This window comes from Streptomyces genisteinicus, assembly GCF_014489615.1.
Taxonomy (GTDB): Bacteria; Actinomycetota; Actinomycetes; order Streptomycetales; family Streptomycetaceae; genus Streptomyces; species Streptomyces genisteinicus.
In genome coordinates, this window is sequence record NZ_CP060825.1 from 4,800,220 (window position 1) to 4,815,914 (window position 15,695).

Sequence of the window (15,695 nt, forward strand, 5' to 3'; positions counted from 1 at the left end):
AAACCTGGTTGAATCCTGGGTGCGGTGCCCGCGCGGGCACCGCGCGGAGCGCGGCAGTTTGCGGGGAGAGCATGGACGACGGGAAGCCGACCGGACCGAAGGCGAAGTGGTGGAGCCGGCCCGGTGCGCCGCGAGCCGCCGAGCCCGCCACGACCCCGGCCGCCGATCCGGCGCCCGCCCCGCAGCCCGAGGCCGCCCCCGCTGCCGCCCCGCAGCCGGAGACCGCACCCCTCGCCGCGGCCCCCGTGCCCGCCGCGCACGCGCCCGAGACCGCCCCCGTCGCCGCGCCCGCCCCGCACGCGGAGCCCGCGACCCGGCCGGTGCCGCTGCACGACCCGGACCCGTACAGCACCCCGCCCTACGGCGGCCCCGGCCCGTGGGCGCCCGCACCGCCGGTCCAGCGCCCGGTGGCCACCCCGGCGCACGGCACGGCGGTCCCGCCGCAGTACACGGCTCCGCAGCCCGCGCCCGCGCACACGGCACCGGGGCAGCCCGCGCCCCCGCCGGCCCCCGTGCCGCAGCAGCCCGTGGCCATGGGCCACCACCCCCACCCCCAGCCCCATCCGGTGGACGAGCGGCCGCAGCCGCTGAACTCCGTGTGGCTCCAGTACGACCCCTGGAGCGCGCCGGGCGCCCCGCTGACCGCCACGGGCGAGCCCCCGGCACCTCGGCGCCGCCGGGGCGCCCTGCTGGTCGGCGCGCTGCTCGTCGCCCTCGTCGCCGGCGGCGCCGGCGGGGCCATCGGCGTCTACGCCGAGCGCAACGGCGGCCTCACCCCGCTCGAACTGCCGCAGGCGGAGGGCGAGTCCAGGGACCGCGCGCCCGACAGCGTGGCCGGTATCGCGGCCAGCGCGCTGCCGAGCGTGGTCACCCTCCACGTCAGCGGCGCCGGGGAGCAGGGCACCGGCACCGGCTTCGTGCTGGACCGCAAGGGCCACATCCTCACCAACCACCACGTGGTCGACCCGGCGGGGGAGTCGGGCGACATCACCATCACCTTCAGCGGGGGCGAGACCGCCGAGGCCACCCTGGTCGGCAAGGACAGCGGCTACGACCTGGCCGTCGTCAAGGTCACCGGGGTGTCCGGCCTCAAGCCGCTGCCCCTCGGCAACTCCGACAGCGTCCGCGTCGGCGACCCGGTCGTCGCCATCGGGGCCCCCTTCGACCTCCAGAACACGGTCACCGCGGGCATCATCAGCGCCAAGGAGCGCCCGATCACGGCGGGCGGCGAGAAGGGCGACGGCAGCGACATCAGCTATGTCGACGCGCTCCAGACCGACGCGCCGATAAACCCCGGCAACTCGGGCGGCCCGCTGGTGGACTCCAAGGCCCGGGTGATCGGCATCAACAGCGCCATCAGGGCCGCGGACACCGGCGGCGGCGCGGACGGCGGCCAGGCCGGTTCGATCGGCCTCGGGTTCGCCATCCCGATCAACCAGGGCAAGCGGGTCGCCGAGGAGCTGATCAACACCGGCAGGGCCACCCACCCCGTGATCGGCGTCAGCCTGGACATGAAGTTCGCCGGTGACGGCGCGCGCGTCGGCGACAAGGGCAAGGACGACACCCCCGCCGTCACCCCCGACGGGCCGGCGGCACGGGCGGGGATCAAGCCGGGCGACGTGATCACCGAGGTCGACGGGCAGCGGGTGCACAGCGGTGAGGAGCTGATCGTCAAGATCCGCGCGCACCGTCCCGGGGACCGGCTGGAGCTGACCGTGACCCGCGGCGGCGACGAGCGGGCGGTGACGCTGACCCTGGGGTCGGCGGACAGTTCATGACCATCTGCGCGCCGCCCCGCAGGTACCGGGCGGACGGACGGGGCAGGTACCGTGGATCGGGTCCGGACCCCCGACGGACCCCCGGGCCACAGCGAACACGAGGAGCAGCAGGGTGTTCAATGACATAGGCGGACTGGAGCTGGTGGCTCTGGTCGTGCTCGCCGTGCTCATCTTCGGCCCGGACAAGCTGCCGAAGGTCATCCAGGACGCGGCCGCGTTCATCCGCAAGATCCGCGCGTTCTCGGAGAACGCCAAGGAGGACATCCGCAGCGAACTGGGGCCCGAGTTCAAGGACTTCGAGTTCGAGGACCTGAACCCCAAGGCGTACCTGCGCAAGCAGCTCGCGGAGAACGACGACCTCAAGGAGCTCAAGGAGCTCCGGAGCAGTTTCGATCTCAGGAAGGAGATCGACGACGTCACGGACGCCGTGAACGGCCGGGAGCCGTCCGGCGTGTCCGACGCCGCTGTCCCCGCGGCCGTGAACGGCACCCCCTCCGGTGGGCCCGACCTGCTGAAGAAGACCGAGAAGCCGGCCCGCGACGAGCGCCCGCCCTTCGACTCGGACGCCACCTGACGGCTGTCAATGGCCGTCCGCGGTCGCGGGGTGGCTATTCTCTCCATCTGTCCGGCAGTGAGCGGGCCCCACGACCGGGGGCGGGCCGCTGCGGGTGCGAGTGACAGAGGAGGCGGCCGAACAGATGGCTACGACAAGCCGGATGACGGCGCAGAGCACGACCGGCACCGCGCCGGACCCCGGCACCACAGCGCCGGATCCCGGTGCCGCGGCCGCGGCCGCGGCCCGGCGCACGGCCGAGGGCTTCCGCAGCGCCGCCTTCCCCTGGTACGGCCTGGACGGGGCGTTCACCGGGCCGCGCCGGCTGATGCAGGTGGGCACGGCGGCGGACGGCACCGTGCAGCACGGCGCCGTCGGGCACGGCGACGAGCCGTCGATACGGAACGAGGCGAGCGCGGCTGACAAGGAGCGCTTCGCGGTGGTCGTGACGGTCGCCGCGAACCCGGTGCGCCGCAGCGGCGACGGCACCGGCGTCCTGGACGCCACCACGGTCTCCTCGGCCGCCTGGCTGGCCGGGTCGGGCCTCCTGGCCCACACCTGGCCCCCGCAGCTGGACCACACCCTGCGGGACGACTGGCTGGACCAGCAGACCGAGACCGCCTTCGAACTCGCCGACGACCTGGCGGGCGAGGAGTGGTCGGCCCTGTCGCTCCCGGTGGACGGGGTGCCGACGCCGTTCCACTACCGCGAGTCCGAGTTCGGCTGGGTCCTCGCGGGCACCGCCGGGAACGGCGTCCACATCGGCGCGTACGGGCGGGGCATGAGCGCCTACGGGCTGGCCTTCTCGGCGATCGAGGACCTCACCCCGTACCTCTGACGGCCCCGCGCCCGCGGCGTCCCCCGCCTCCCCGGCCGCGCACGGCCCGGGAGGCGGGCGGCCGTCAGAACTTGTTGCGCGGGGTGATGCCCAGCGACATGCCCGACAGGCCGCGCTGGCGTCCGCCGAGCTTGCCCGCGATCGCGCGCAGCGCGGAACCCGCGGGGGAGTCCGGGTCCGACAGGACCACCGGCCTGCCCTCGTCGCCGCCCTCGCGCAGCCGGACGTCGATCGGGATCGAGCCGAGCACCGGCACACTGGCGCCGGTGGTCTTCGTCAGCCCGTCCGCGACCTTCTGGCCGCCTCCGGTGCCGAAGACGTCGACCATCTCGTCGCAGTGCGGGCAGGGCAGGCCCGACATGTTCTCGACGACGCCCACGATCTTCTGGTGCGTCTGGACCGCGATCGAACCGGCCCGCTCGGCGACCTCGGCCGCGGCCTGCTGCGGGGTCGTGACGACGAGGATCTCGGCGTTCGGCACGAGCTGGGCGACGGAGATCGCGATGTCGCCGGTGCCCGGCGGCAGGTCGAGCAGGAGCACGTCCAGGTCGCCCCAGTAGACGTCCGCGAGGAACTGCTGGAGCGCCCGGTGCAGCATCGGCCCGCGCCACACCACGGGCGCGTTGCCCGGGGTGAACATGCCGATGGAGATGACCTTCACGCCGTTCGCGGACGGCGGCATGATCATGTTCTCGACCTGGGTGGGCCGGCCGTCGGCGCCCAGCATGCGGGGCACGCTGTGGCCGTAGATGTCCGCGTCCACCACACCGACCTTGAGGCCGTCCGCGGCCATCGCGGCCGCCAGGTTGACGGTCACGGAGGACTTGCCGACGCCGCCCTTGCCGGAGGCCACCGCGTAGACGCGGGTCAGCGAGCCGGGCTTGGCGAAGGGCACCTCGCGCTCCGCGGTGGTGCCGCGCAGCGAGGCCGCGAGGTCCTTGCGCTGCTCGTCGCTCATCACGTCCAGCGTGACGTCCACCGCCGTGACGCCGTCGAGACGGGCGACCGCCTCCGTGACGTTCTTGGTGATGGTGTCCCGCATGGGGCAACCCGAGACGGTCAGGTACACCGTGACGGCGACCGTGCCGTCGTCCCCGACCGTGACCGACTTCACCATGCCCAGATCGGTGATCGGTCGGTTGATCTCGGGGTCGTTCACCGTCGCCAGTGCCTCGAGCACCGCGTCTTCCGTAGCCATACCGACGATGGTACGGCGCTGCCCGCCGCCTCCGGAAAGACCCGTCAGCGGTCGCCTTCGTCACGGTGGTCCGCGGCCCGTGCCGGGAATACGTCGCGCCGCTCCTCCAGCTCCCGGACCAGGTCCTCCAGTTCCGAGCGGATCCAGTCGCGGGTGGCGACCTCGCCGAGGCCCATCCGCAGGGCCGCGATCTCCCGGGTCAGGTACTCGGTGTCCGCGATGGACCGCTCGTTCTGCTTGCGGTCCTGCTCCAGGTTGACCCGGTCCCGGTCGTCCTGCCGGTTCTGCGCCAGCAGGATCAGGGGCGCGGCGTAGGAGGCCTGGAGCGACAGCACCAGGGTCAGGAAGATGAACGGGTACTCGTCGAAGCGCAGGTGGGCGGGGGCGGCGATGTTCCACAGCACCCAGGCGACGATCGTCAGGGTCATCCAGACGAGGAAGCGGCCGGTGCCGAGGAACCGCGCGATCTTCTCCGAGAGCCGCCCGAACGCCTCCGGGTCGTACTCCGGCAGCAGGCTCCGGCGCGGCGGCCGCGGCAGGTCGAGGCGCACCCGGCGCGAGGAGGCGCTGGCGCCCGCCGGCATCCGGTCGCGCGTCTCCCCGCGGTCGCCCTGCCCGGCGTCGCCGCTACCCATGGGCGGACTCCTCGAACTCGGTCTCCCGCCAGTCGTCGGGCAGCAGGTGGTCCAGCACGTCGTCGACGGTGACCGCTCCCAGCAGGGAGCCGCTCTCGTCCACGACCGGCGCGGCGACCATGTTGTACGCGGCCAGGTAGCTGGTGACGGCCGGCAGCGCCGTGTCCGGCGACAGCGGCGGGAGGTCGCTGTCGACGATCGAGCTGACCAGGGTGAACGGCGGGTCCCGCAGCAGCCGCTGGAAGTGCACCGTGCCCAGGTACTTGCCGGTCGGGGTCTCGTCCGGCGGGCGGCAGACGTACACCTGGGCGGCGAGCGCGGGGGAGAGGTCGGCCACCCGCACGCGGGCCAGGGCGTCGGCGACCGTGGCGTCCGGCCGCAGCACGATCGGCTCGGTGGTCATCAGACCGCCCGCGGTCCGTTCCTCGTACGACATCAGCCGGCGCACGTCGGCCGCGTCGTCGGGCCGCATCAGGGTCAGCAGCCGTTCCTTGTCCTCCTCCGGGAGCTCGGAGAGCAGGTCGGCGGCGTCGTCCGGGTCCATGGCCTCCAGCACGTCGGCCGCCCGCTCCTCCTTGAGCTTGCCGAGGATCTCGACCTGGTCGTCGTCGGGCAGCTCCTCCAGCACGTCGGCCAGCCGGTCGTCGTCGAGGGCGGCGGCGACCTCGGCCCGGCGCTTGGGCGACAGGTGGTGCAGCACGTTGGCGAGGTCGGCGGGGCGCAGCTGCTCGAAGGTGGCGAGCAGGCTCTCCGCGCCCTGGCCGTCCTCCTCCAGCGAGAAGCCGGTGACCGCGGACCACTCCACCGTCAGCGCCTCGCCCTTGCGGCGCAGCGCGCCCCCCTTGCCCTTGCGGACGAAGACCTTGTCGATCTCCCAGTCGCGGCGGGCGGGAAGCTGCTGGACGGCGACGTCGAGGACGGTGACCTCCTCGCCGCTCTCCACCAGGCGCACCCGCCGGTCGAGCAGCTCGCCGAGGACGAGGCGCTCGGTGGGGCGCTGCTCGAAGCGGCGCACGTTCAGCACACCGGTCGTGATGACCTGTCCGGACTCCACGCCCGTCACCCGTGTCATGGGCAGGAAGATCCGGCGGCGGCTGATCACCTCGACGACGAGCCCCAGCAGCCGCGGCGGCCGGCGCCCGACGCGAAGCATCGCCACCAGATCGCGCACCCGGCCGACCTGGTCGCCGTTGGGGTCGAAGACGGGCACGCCCGCGAGATGCGAGACGAAGACCCGGGGCGCGCCCGCCGCCATACCGCGCCTCCTTTGCCGTGAAACCTGCTGTTCGACGGGTTCAGGCTAGCCCGTACCGTTCCGCGGCGCCCCCGGCCCACCTCCGTACGGCTGGCTGCGGGCACGCCCGGGGCACACAGGTACGCTGCGGTCTGCCAACCCCCCAGAGATGAGAGGCAGGGTGCCGGTGACTCCCCTCCCTTCGGCCGGACGCGCGGGCCGGGCCGCTCTCGCCGCGGTGCTGTGCGCCGGTCTTGCGGTCGGACTCACGGCCTGCGGCGAGGACCCGGACGCGGGTACGAACGGGATCGGCAAGCTCGGTGCCGAGGAGATCGAGGAGAAGGCGCGCGCCGCGGTGGACGGGGCGGACGCGGTCCGCCTCTCCGGGAGCCTGGTCAGCAAGGACGGCACCTACAAGCTCAACATGCGCCTCAAGCAGGAGGGCGCGAGCGGTTCGGTGACCTCGAAGGACAACACCTTCGAGCTGCTGCGGATCGGCGACGCCCTCTTCCTCAAGGCCGACGCCGGCTTCTGGATCGGTGCCGACGGGGACGGCGAGGAGGGGAAGGCCGACGCGGAGGCGGCGAAGAAGCTCGGCGACAAGTACGTGAAGGTGCCTCAGAACGACCCCTCGTACAAGCGCTTCCGGGTCTTCACCGAGATGGACGTGCTGCTGGACGGCCTGCTCGGGATGCAGGGGGAACTGAGCAAGGGCGACCGGACGCAGGTCGGCGGGGTCAAGACCGTCAAGGTGCTCGCCGACGAGGGCTCCGGCGGGGTGCTCGACGTGTCGCTGATCGGGGAGCCCTATCCGCTCCAGTTCGCCCGGGCGGCCGGCGCGGGCGTGCTGCTGCTCGGCGAATGGGACAAGGACTTCCCGCTCGCCGAACCCGCCGAGGACGACATCCTCGACTACGGCGGTCAGCTGCCGACGTCGTCCGGGGACTGACGGCCGCCCCTCCCGGGGACTGACGGCCCGCCCCCGCCCCGGGGCCCGGGGCGTCAGCGGCGCCGGGAGCGCTTCAGGAGCAGCTTCGGCAGCCCCGCCGGGACCGCACGGCGGGTGACCGCACCGCTGGGCAGCGGGGGCGCGGCCAGGGACTCGCCCGACATCTCGGTGAACGCCTCGCGGGGCTCCAGGCGCAGGACGCGGCACTCGCGGGCCCAGCGCTCCGTCATCCGTTCGGCGTCGGGCGCGTTCAGCCGCTTCCCCTTGAGTTCGCCGACGGCCGCGTCCCACTCCGGCGATCCGGGCGCCAACTGCCGTACCGAGGCGGTCCAGACGACGAGCCGGCCGCCCTTGTCCTTGCTGCGGACGGTCACTTCGGCGGCGCCGCCGTCCCGCAGCCCGGGCAGCGGCTGCTCGCCCGGTCCGTCGCCGACGACATGCGCGGCGCCCTCGTGCCACACGTGCCACAGGGCGCGTGCCGGTCCGTCGCCGCGGACCCAGACGAGGCCGGACTTCCTGGTGGCCTCCTCGACGAGCGCCTTCGCCAGCGGTGGGGTTGTCATGCCCCAGAGCCTACCGAGCGCCCCGCGCCCGGGCCCCAGGCCTTGTCTGACACATCCCGCCTGGCGCCCTTCGGGCGGACGGCGCCATGTGTCAGACAAGGCCTAGAGCCAGCCGTTCCGCTTGAGGGAGCGGTGGATCGCGAAGCAGACCACGGCGATGCCGGTGAGCACCATCGGGTAGCCGTACTTCCACTGGAGCTCCGGCATGTGCTCGAAGTTCATGCCGTAGATGCCGCAGACCGCCGTCGGGACGGCGATGATCGCCGCCCAGGAGGTGATCTTGCGCATGTCCTCGTTCTGCGCGACGGTCGCCTGGGCGAGGTTGGCCTGGAGGATGGAGTTCAGGAGTTCGTCGAAGCCGATGACCTCCTCCTGGACGCGGGCCAGGTGGTCGGCGACGTCGCGGAAGTACTTCTGGATGTCCGGGTCCACCAGGCGCATCGGCCGCTCGCTCAGCAGCTGCATCGGGCGCAGCAGCGGGGAGACCGCCCGCTTGAACTCCAGCACCTCGCGCTTGAGCTGGTAGATCCGGCCCGCGTCGCTGCCGCGCGGGCCGCCCTTCGCGGGCGCGGAGAAGACGTCGATCTCCACCTCGTCGATGTCGTCCTGCACGGCGGACGCCACGGCGATGTATCCGTCGACCACGTGGTCGGCGATGGCGTGGAGGACCGCGGAGGGTCCCTTGGACAGCAGGTCGGCGTCCTTCTGGAGGCCGTAGCGCAGGGCGCGCAGCGAGCCCTTGCCGCCGTGCCGGACCGTGATGACGAAGTCCTGCCCGGTGAAGACCATGACCTCGCCGGTCTCCACCACCTCGCTGGTGGCAGTCAGTTCGGCGTGCTCCACGTAGTGGATCGTCTTGAAGACCGTGAAGAGGGTGTCGTCGTAGCGCTCCAGCTTGGGCCGCTGGTGGGCGTGGACGGCGTCCTCGACGGCCAGCGGGTGCAGTCCGAACTCGGCCGCGATGCCCGCGAATTCGGATTCCGTCGGCTCGTGCAGGCCGATCCAGGCGAAGCCGCCCCCCTCGCGCACCCGGAGCATCGCCTCGCGGGGCGTCAGGCAGTCGGCGCTCTCCAGCCGCTCGCCGTCGCGGTAGACGGCGCAGTCGACGACGGCGCTGGAGGCGGAGGGGTCGCGGGTGGTGTCGTAGGAGTTGTAGGGCGCGCTGCTCTTGCGGAGCGAGGGGCGGACCGCTGCGCGCAGGTCACGGATCATCGACATGGCTGGCTCCTTCACGGAGAGGCCGTCGGCGAGGGACGTGGCGCAGCCCGGAACGGGGACGTGAGCGACACGTCCGCAAAGCGGGCGGCACCGCACGATCGCGGTGACGGCGTTCGCTACAGACAGGGAGGAACGAGGTGCTCTTCCGTCGTGCGAGAAGCCGTGGGGCACCCGTGTGGTGGAAGCACGGGACCGCACCGCTCGGCGGTGCGCCGGATCAGGCGTGTCGCGGGGAAAGGGGCCGCGCGGAAGAGCTGTTGGTACTGCAGGATCGACTTCGGTCCATCGCAGCCCCACCTCCTCCGGCCGGTCCCCCGTGAGGGACGACGTGTCGTCGGGACCGGAGGGCGACCTCCTCGGCGGCCGCGGGGAGGTGTCCCTGCGTGCCGTCCCGACCAGCGGCCAACACTATCAGCCGACAACGGGTCAATCCCTGTGTTTGCCCGTTCCTTACGCGACCTATGCTCGCGGCATGGAAGAAGTTCTCGCATCGGTCGAAGCCCGCCTGCGCAGCGCCCTGGGCGAGCCGGACGCCCGCGCCGCCGTCACCTTCCTCGGCACGGACCGCATCGAGGTGCTCCGCTTCCGTGACGAGGACGGCGGTCTCGTGCGGTACGCCACACTCGGCATGTCGGCCGCTCCGATGGCGGACCCCACGGCCGCCTTCGCCGATCCGCACAAGGGCCCCCGGGCCGAGCTGGTGCTCTCGGTGCGGGCCGGGCGGGCGGACACCGACAAGGTGCTGCGCCCCCTCGCGGTGCTGGCGGCCTCCCCGCAGGTGGAGGGCGTCGTGGTGGCGCCCGGCGCCTCCCTCGACGTCGGCGAGCCGCTGTGGCCGGGCGCCGCGTTCACCTCGGTGCTGGTCGCGGAGCCCGGCGGCCTGGTGGAGGACCTCGAGCTGACGGAGCCGATGGAGCCGGTGCGCTTCCTGCCGCTGCTGCCGATGACGTCCAACGAGGCGGCGTGGAAGCGGGTGCACGGGGCCGCCGCGCTCCAGGAGCGCTGGCTCACCCACGGCACCGACCTGCGCGATCCGCTGCGCAGGCCGGTGAGCCTGGACTGAGCCCGGCCGGGCGCCCCGCGGCCCCGTCGTGGCCGTTCCGCCCGGGAGGGTGCGGACGGGGGCCGGTGTGGACGGGGGCGGCGCGGGTCCCGGCCGGGGCCGGACGGAACGGGTGAGGGCCTGCCGGGTCCCGTGCGCGTCGCGGCGTCCGCACCGACCGACCGAGCGTGCGGCCGGGCCGTGTCCGGCCGGGAGGGTCCGCGGACCGTGCGGGCCGGGTGCGGGGGCGGAGTCGCCGGTCAGTCGTCGTCGCGGGCGAGGGTGGCGGCGATGCGTTCGGCGACTGCCTGCCGGATGCCGGGGTCGAGGCGTTCGGCGGTGAGGGATTCGTACAGCCACAGGCCGTCGGCGGCGAGGCGGGCGATGAACCGGTCCAGCGCGGCGGGGTCGTCGGCGGGTGCGGCCGGCGGCGGTGCCCAGCGTTCGATCACCGCGTTCCAGGGGGCCGCGTGGTCGGCGGTCGTCGCTCCCTCCAGCATGAACAGCAGCTCGGCCCGGGTGGCGCTCTGGGTGGCGACGCGGGTGTAGGCGGTGAGCCGTTCGGCGGCGGTTGCTTCGGCCGGGGGTTTTCCCGCCGCTGCGGTCATGCCCGCTTCCCACTGGTCGGCGAGGTGCCGGTGGATGGCCCGTACGAGGTCGTCGCGGGAGGCGAAGTGGTAGAGCAGCCCGCCCTTGGTCAGGCCGGCCTCGGCGGCGACGGAGTCGAAGGTGACGCTCTTGACGCCCTCGCGCTCCACGACGCGGGCGGCCGCCTCGAGGATCTGGGTGCGCTTGCTGGTCCGCATGGGTGCTCCCGGTCCGGTCAGTGGTGTGCTGGGGTCTCGGCGTGCGGTGCGGCGGCGGTCAGGGCTGATCCGGGGCCGTGCCGGCGCAGGAGCAGACCCGTGACGATCGCGCCCAGGGCCATCACGGCGGTGACCACGACCATCACGACGGCGTACGCGTGGTCGAACGCGTCGGAGGCGGCACGGATCAGCGCGGGGTCGCCCTGGCCCAGCGCCAGCGCGGCGTCGAGACTGTCGCGCGCCCGGTCCGGCACCCCCGCGGGCAGGTCGACGGTCGTGCTGTAGACGGCGGTCAGGAGGCTGCCCAGGAGGGCGACCGCGACGAGGCTGCCGAACTCGTAGGAGACTTCCTCGACGGAGGACGCCATGCCGGCCCGGCGGGCCGGGACGTTGCCCATGATCGCGCTGGAGGCGACGGACATCGCCGCTCCGAGTCCGGCACCGGTGACCAGCAGCCCGGTCACCAGCAGGGGCATGCTGGTGTCGAAGCCGATCAGGACCAGCAGGGTGCCGGCGGTGCTGAGGGCGAGACCGCCCGCGACGATGGGCAGCAGGCCCACCTTGTGCAGGACGGCGCCGCCCACCATGGCCGTCGGCAGCGCGCCCAGGGCGACGGCGGCGACCAGGAGCCCCGCACGGAGCGGGGTGAGGCCCTCCACGAGCTGGAAACGCTGGGTGGTGACCAGCTGGACACCGGCGATGGCGAACATGGACAGCCCGGCGGCCAGGACACCGGCGAGGAACGCCGGGTTGCGGAAGATCGCGAAGTCCAGCAGGGGGTAGGGCAGGCGGCGCTGCCGCCGCGCGAACGCCCATCCGCCCACCGAGGCCGCGAGGACGGCGGCGGCGACGACCAGGGGGGCGGGGCTGCTCTTCGTCGCCTCCTTGATCGCGATCACCAGGGAGACCAGGGCGACGAGCGCGAGGAGCGAGGAGATCAGGTCCCAGCGCTTGGAGGGGTCGGCGTCGTCGGGGGGTGCGAGGACCAGTGCGGCCGTCAACGCCACGACGACGACGGGGACGTTGATGAGGAAGACCGACCCCCACCAGAAGTGGTCGAGCAGGATGCCGCCGACGATCGGTCCGAGCCCGCTGCCCACGATCGCCAGGCTTCCCCAGACGGCGATGGCGAGGTTGCGTTCGCGCTCGTCGTCGAACGTGACCCGGATCAGGGCGAGGGTCGCCGGCATCATCGCCGCCGCCCCCACCGCCAGGAACGCCCGCGCCGCGATCAGCGCCTCCGGACTCGACGAGAACGCGGCGGCCAGCGACGCGGCCCCGAAGACCACGAGGCCGATCAGGAACATCCGCCGGTGCCCCACCCGGTCGCCCAGCGTCCCGCTGCCCAGGAGCAGCCCCGCCATCACCACCGGATAGGCGTTGATGATCCACAGGCTCTGCGAACCGCTCGCGCCGAGATCCTCGATCAGCGTCGGCAGCGCCGCGTACAGGATCGAATTGTCCAGCGTGATCAGCAGCAGCCCCGCGCTCACCACCGTGAGCAGCAGCCAGCGCCGCCTGGTGCTCGGAACCATCTCCGCACGCCTCCCGGGCAGACCCTCCACGACTCCGTAACTGTACCTTACGAAAGGTACAGTTACGGAGCAGTATTCGTGGGGGCAGGCCGCCGGCCAGGGCTTTTACGGCATTCCCGCGCGGCCTCCCGGACGGGCCCGGCCGTGGCGTGGCGTGATCACCGGCAGGGCCGGCGGGAGGCCGCGGCGGCCGGAGATAGCTGGTCGGCGAAGACCGTGACGCCGTCCCGGGTGAGGTGCCGCGCCTCCTGGTCGCGCGCCTCGCGGGTCAGCGCGGCGCGCCGCGTCCACACGATGCCGGCGCCCGCCAGGGCGGCCGCGCCCGCGATCACGAACGGCATGCGGGCATCGCTCCACTCCTCGATCCTCGGCGCGAGGAAGGGGGCCGCCGCGGCCGCGAACCAGCGCACGAAGTTGTAGCCGGCGCTCGCCACGGGCCGCGGTGCGCCGGACACGCCGAGGGCCAGCTCGGTGAAGACGGTGTTGTTCACGCCGATGAAGGCACCGGAGAGGACCGTGCAGACGACCGCCGTGGTGTGGTCGCCGAAGCCGAGCACCACGACGTCCGCGGCGAGCAGTACCAGGGAGCCGGCCAGGACCCGGGCGGAGCCGAAACGCTCCTGGAGGCGCGGGGCCACCAGGACGGAGGAGACGGCCAGCAGCACTCCCCAGGCGAAGAACACCCCGCCGGAGGCGTACGGCGTCATGTCCAGCACGAAGGGCGTGAACGCCAGGACGGTGAAGAAGGCGTAGTTGTAGAAGAACGCCGAGGCCGCGGCGGACGCGAGGCCGCCGTGCCCGAGGGCCTTCAGCGGGTCCAGCAGCGAGATCCTCCGGGCCGGCCTCGGCTGCTCCTTCAGGAACACGGCGATGCACAGGAAGCCCAGGGCCATCAGTGCGGCCGTCCCGAAGAACGGATAGCGCCAGCTCGCGTCGCCGAGCACCGCGCCCAGCAGCGGTCCGCAGGCCATGCCGAGGCCGAGCGCCGACTCGTAGAGCAGGATCGCCGCGGCGCTCCCGCCGGCCGCCGCGCCGACGATGACGGCGAGGGAGGTGGACACGAACAGGGCGTTGCCGAGGCCCCAGCCGGCCCGGAAGCCGACGAGTTCGCCGACCGTTCCCGAGGTGCCGGACAGGGTGGCGAAGACGATGACGAGGGCGAGCCCGGCCAGCAGGGTGCGGCGGCCGCCGATGCGGCTGGAGACGAAGCCGGTCACGAGCATGGCGAAGGCGGTGATCAGGAAGTACGACGTGAACAGCAGCGACACCTGGCTCGGCGTGGCGTCCAGGCCCTGGGCGATCGAGGGCAGGATCGGGTCCACGAGGCCGATGCCCATGAACGCCACCACGGCCGCGCCCGCGGTCGCCCAGACGGCGGGCGGCTGCCGCAGGATGCTGTGCGCTCCCTCGTCGAAGGGGTCGGCGGCGACGTCCGGCCCGCGGTCCTCTCGGTGCATGGAGCGGCTCCTCCTCGTGATCGGCGTCGGACGGCGCCTGATGAATGCTCGATACACACAATAAGTTAGGCGCACTAATAAATGCAACATACATCTAATCGGGCGGGCGTCCCGGCCGTGAAGGGGCGCGCTCCGGACGGGTGATCGTCCTTGACGCGGAGTCAACCTGGTAGGACCGTTGGGCACTATGAGGGGCGAACCCAGTTGCCCGAAGTGCGGTGGCCGGGTGCGGGCGCCCGGACTCTTTGCCGACGCCTGGCAGTGCGATGTGCACGGTGCCGTGTATCCGCTCCAGCCGGTGATCCCGCCGAGCGTCGAGGCCCTCGGTGTCGTGGTGCACCGGGCCCAGGTCCCCGTGTGGATGCCGTGGCCGCTCCCCGTGGGATGGCTGTTCACCGGGGTCGCCTACGCGGGCGACGACCGCAGCGGCGGCCGTGCGACCGCGGTGGCGTGCTCCGGTCCCGGCCCTCTCGGCGGGATCGGCGAACTGCTGCTCGTGGCGGAGGAGCTCGGGGTCGGCCTCGGGGCCCGCTTCGCCGGGATGGACGGCCCCGATCCGGGCCCCCACATCGAGGTCGACCGTTCCCCGCACGCCAAGGTCCTGGCCGCCGGCCGCCCCACCCCGCTGTGGCACGTGGCGGACGCGCCCGCCGATCGCGCGGTCTTCGCGGGTGAGGCGCGCGGCCTGTGGCTGTGGGCGATCGTCTGGCCCGAGCAGTCGGGCCTGCTGCTCTACGACGAGCTGGTGCTGACGGATCTGCGCGACGCGGGCGCCGAGGTCGAGCTGCTGCCGTGCGGAGCCCTGTCGCCGAGGCTGCTCTCGTAGGCGTGCCGCCCTGCCGCTCGGCCGTGGGTAAGGGGCGGCCTGGGCGAGGTCTCGTTACGGGCACGGGTCGGGGCGGCCTGTCCGGACCGCTATCCTGAAGCGTCCCCTGTCCGTCCCGAGCCGTGGAGCCAGCGTCGTGCGCATCGATCTGCACACCCACTCCACCGCCTCCGACGGCACGGACAGCCCGGCGTCACTGGTGCGGGGCGCCGCGGCGGCCGGCCTGGACGTCGTCGCGCTGACCGACCACGACACCACCCGGGGCCACGCGGAGGCCGCCGCGGCCGTGCCCGAGGGTCTGACCCTGGTCACCGGGGCGGAACTCTCGTGCCGCCTCGACGGCGTGGGTCTGCACATGCTGGCCTACCTCTTCGACCCGGAGGAGCCCGAGCTGCTGCGCGAGCGCGAGCTCGTGCGCGACGACCGGGTGCCGCGGGCCAGGGCGATGATCGCCCGCCTCCAGGAGCTCGGCGTTCCGGTCGACTGGGACCGGGTGGCCCGTATCGCGGGCGACGGATCCGTGGGACGCCCCCACATCGCCGAGGCCCTGGTCGAACTGGGCGTGGTCGCCTCCGTCTCCGACGCCTTCACGCCCGCCTGGCTCGCCGACGGCGGCCGCGCCTACGCCGAGAAGCACGAACTCGATCCGTTCACCGCGGTACGCCTGGTCAAGGCCGCCGGCGGCGTCACGGTCCTCGCCCACCCGCTCGCCGTCAAGCGCGGGCGCACCGTCCCCGAGAACGCCCTCGCGGAGCTGGCCGCCTGCGGCCTCGACGGCGTCGAGGTCGACCACATGGACCACGACGACGCGGCACGCGCCCGGCTGCGCGCCCTCGCCGGCGAGCTCGGCCTGCTGACCACCGGGTCCAGCGACTACCACGGCAGCCGCAAGACCTGCCGGCTCGGCGAGTACACCACCGACCCCGAGATCTACGGCGAGATCACCCGGCGTGCCACCGGCGCGTTCCCGGTGCCCGGCACCGGCGGACCCCGCCGGTAGGGACGTCCCGCAGGACGTCCGCGCCCCGCCTCCCACCCGCACCACCACTTCTCCCGCAAGGCC

15 protein-coding genes are annotated in these 15,695 nt (G+C 73.2%); 7 read left to right on the forward strand and 8 right to left on the reverse strand.

The genetic code is table 11. The features are described from left to right. The first annotated feature begins 71 nt into the window (after positions 1–71). The 3 genes from IAG43_RS21020 to IAG43_RS21030 all read left to right on the forward strand — a co-directional run bounded on the left by IAG43_RS21020 (position 72) and on the right by IAG43_RS21030 (position 3,169). Entirely contained in the window at positions 72–1,778 is a 1,707-nt protein-coding gene (locus IAG43_RS21020) for a S1C family serine protease (protein ID WP_187742248.1), read from the forward strand. 112 nt (positions 1,779–1,890) lie between these two features. Beyond that, entirely contained in the window at positions 1,891–2,352 is a 462-nt protein-coding gene (locus IAG43_RS21025; RefSeq protein WP_187742249.1) for a sec-independent translocase, read from the forward strand. A gap of 124 nt (positions 2,353–2,476) precedes the next feature. Next, positions 2,477–3,169: a hypothetical protein gene (locus IAG43_RS21030; protein WP_246574482.1), complete on the forward strand. Its 693-nt coding sequence runs from the start codon at positions 2,477–2,479 to the stop codon at positions 3,167–3,169. 64 nt (positions 3,170–3,233) lie between these two features. Here IAG43_RS21030 and IAG43_RS21035 read toward each other — a convergent pair whose 3' ends face one another. The 3 genes from IAG43_RS21035 to IAG43_RS21045 are packed head-to-tail and all read right to left on the reverse strand — an operon-like array spanning position 3,234 to position 6,257. After that, on the reverse strand, positions 3,234–4,367 hold the full coding sequence (locus IAG43_RS21035; RefSeq protein WP_187742251.1) for an Mrp/NBP35 family ATP-binding protein: 1,134 nt from the start codon (positions 4,365–4,367) through the stop codon (positions 3,234–3,236). Between the two features lie 44 nt (positions 4,368–4,411). Continuing rightward, on the reverse strand, positions 4,412–5,002 hold the full coding sequence (locus IAG43_RS21040; protein WP_187742252.1) for a DUF1003 domain-containing protein: 591 nt from the start codon (positions 5,000–5,002) through the stop codon (positions 4,412–4,414). Next, positions 4,995–6,257: a magnesium transporter MgtE N-terminal domain-containing protein gene (locus IAG43_RS21045; RefSeq protein WP_187742253.1), complete on the reverse strand. Its 1,263-nt coding sequence runs from the start codon at positions 6,255–6,257 to the stop codon at positions 4,995–4,997. The genes IAG43_RS21040 and IAG43_RS21045 overlap by 8 nt, the downstream gene beginning before the upstream one ends. Before the next feature lie 166 nt (positions 6,258–6,423). On the opposite strand from IAG43_RS21045, the gene IAG43_RS21050 reads away from it, so the two are divergent. Continuing rightward, on the forward strand, positions 6,424–7,185 hold the full coding sequence (locus IAG43_RS21050) for a hypothetical protein (protein ID WP_246574484.1): 762 nt from the start codon (positions 6,424–6,426) through the stop codon (positions 7,183–7,185). A 53-nt stretch (positions 7,186–7,238) separates the two neighbouring features. Here the strand turns inward: IAG43_RS21050 and IAG43_RS21055 are convergent, their stop codons facing one another. Further along, positions 7,239–7,748: a hypothetical protein gene (locus IAG43_RS21055; protein ID WP_187742255.1), complete on the reverse strand. Its 510-nt coding sequence runs from the start codon at positions 7,746–7,748 to the stop codon at positions 7,239–7,241. 102 nt (positions 7,749–7,850) lie between these two features. Continuing rightward, positions 7,851–8,966 (reverse strand): magnesium and cobalt transport protein CorA, encoded by a 1,116-nt coding sequence (locus IAG43_RS21060; protein ID WP_187742256.1) that lies wholly within the window; start codon positions 8,964–8,966, stop codon positions 7,851–7,853. Positions 8,967–9,438: 472 nt separating this feature from the next. Between IAG43_RS21060 and IAG43_RS21065 the strand changes: the two genes are divergently transcribed. Next, complete coding sequence (locus IAG43_RS21065; RefSeq protein WP_187742257.1) at positions 9,439–10,029, forward strand: suppressor of fused domain protein; 591 nt, start codon at positions 9,439–9,441, stop codon at positions 10,027–10,029. 239 nt (positions 10,030–10,268) lie between these two features. Here the strand turns inward: IAG43_RS21065 and IAG43_RS21070 are convergent, their stop codons facing one another. The 3 genes from IAG43_RS21070 to IAG43_RS21080 form a co-directional block, all read right to left on the reverse strand. After that, complete coding sequence (locus IAG43_RS21070) at positions 10,269–10,814, reverse strand: TetR/AcrR family transcriptional regulator (RefSeq protein WP_187742258.1); 546 nt, start codon at positions 10,812–10,814, stop codon at positions 10,269–10,271. A gap of 17 nt (positions 10,815–10,831) precedes the next feature. After that, positions 10,832–12,349, reverse strand: a complete 1,518-nt coding sequence (locus tag IAG43_RS21075) for an MFS transporter (RefSeq protein ID WP_187742259.1) — start codon at positions 12,347–12,349, stop codon at positions 10,832–10,834. A gap of 158 nt (positions 12,350–12,507) precedes the next feature. Further along, the gene (locus tag IAG43_RS21080) at positions 12,508–13,806 is read right to left on the reverse strand and encodes an MFS transporter (RefSeq protein WP_187742260.1); all 1,299 of its coding nucleotides are present in this window, start codon (positions 13,804–13,806) and stop codon (positions 12,508–12,510) included. 187 nt (positions 13,807–13,993) lie between these two features. Here IAG43_RS21080 and IAG43_RS21085 point away from each other — a divergent pair, with 187 nt between their 5' ends. Together IAG43_RS21085 and IAG43_RS21090 are read left to right on the forward strand one after the other, a co-directional pair. Next, on the forward strand, positions 13,994–14,632 hold the full coding sequence (locus tag IAG43_RS21085) for a DUF6758 family protein (protein WP_187742261.1): 639 nt from the start codon (positions 13,994–13,996) through the stop codon (positions 14,630–14,632). A 136-nt stretch (positions 14,633–14,768) separates the two neighbouring features. Continuing rightward, positions 14,769–15,632, forward strand: coding sequence for a PHP domain-containing protein (locus IAG43_RS21090; protein ID WP_187742262.1), 864 nt, complete (start codon positions 14,769–14,771; stop codon positions 15,630–15,632). The last annotated feature ends 63 nt before the right edge of the window (positions 15,633–15,695 follow it).

Excerpts from the sequence above, each read along its gene's own strand:
- IAG43_RS21060 (WP_187742256.1), bottom strand. The coding sequence starts at position 8,966 with ATGTCGATGATCCGTGACCTGCGCGCAGCGGTCCGCCCCTCGCTCCGC.
- IAG43_RS21085 (WP_187742261.1), top strand. The coding sequence starts at position 13,994 with ATGAGGGGCGAACCCAGTTGCCCGAAGTGCGGTGGCCGGGTGCGGGCG.
- IAG43_RS21070 (WP_187742258.1), bottom strand. The coding sequence starts at position 10,814 with ATGCGGACCAGCAAGCGCACCCAGATCCTCGAGGCGGCCGCCCGCGTC.
- IAG43_RS21020 (WP_187742248.1), top strand. The coding sequence starts at position 72 with ATGGACGACGGGAAGCCGACCGGACCGAAGGCGAAGTGGTGGAGCCGG.
- IAG43_RS21080 (WP_187742260.1), bottom strand. The coding sequence starts at position 13,806 with ATGCACCGAGAGGACCGCGGGCCGGACGTCGCCGCCGACCCCTTCGAC.
- IAG43_RS21030 (WP_246574482.1), top strand. The coding sequence starts at position 2,477 with ATGGCTACGACAAGCCGGATGACGGCGCAGAGCACGACCGGCACCGCG.
- IAG43_RS21065 (WP_187742257.1), top strand. The coding sequence starts at position 9,439 with ATGGAAGAAGTTCTCGCATCGGTCGAAGCCCGCCTGCGCAGCGCCCTG.
- IAG43_RS21040 (WP_187742252.1), bottom strand. The coding sequence starts at position 5,002 with ATGGGTAGCGGCGACGCCGGGCAGGGCGACCGCGGGGAGACGCGCGAC.
- IAG43_RS21045 (WP_187742253.1), bottom strand. The coding sequence starts at position 6,257 with ATGGCGGCGGGCGCGCCCCGGGTCTTCGTCTCGCATCTCGCGGGCGTG.
- IAG43_RS21055 (WP_187742255.1), bottom strand. The coding sequence starts at position 7,748 with ATGACAACCCCACCGCTGGCGAAGGCGCTCGTCGAGGAGGCCACCAGG.
- IAG43_RS21075 (WP_187742259.1), bottom strand. The coding sequence starts at position 12,349 with ATGGTTCCGAGCACCAGGCGGCGCTGGCTGCTGCTCACGGTGGTGAGC.
- IAG43_RS21035 (WP_187742251.1), bottom strand. The coding sequence starts at position 4,367 with ATGGCTACGGAAGACGCGGTGCTCGAGGCACTGGCGACGGTGAACGAC.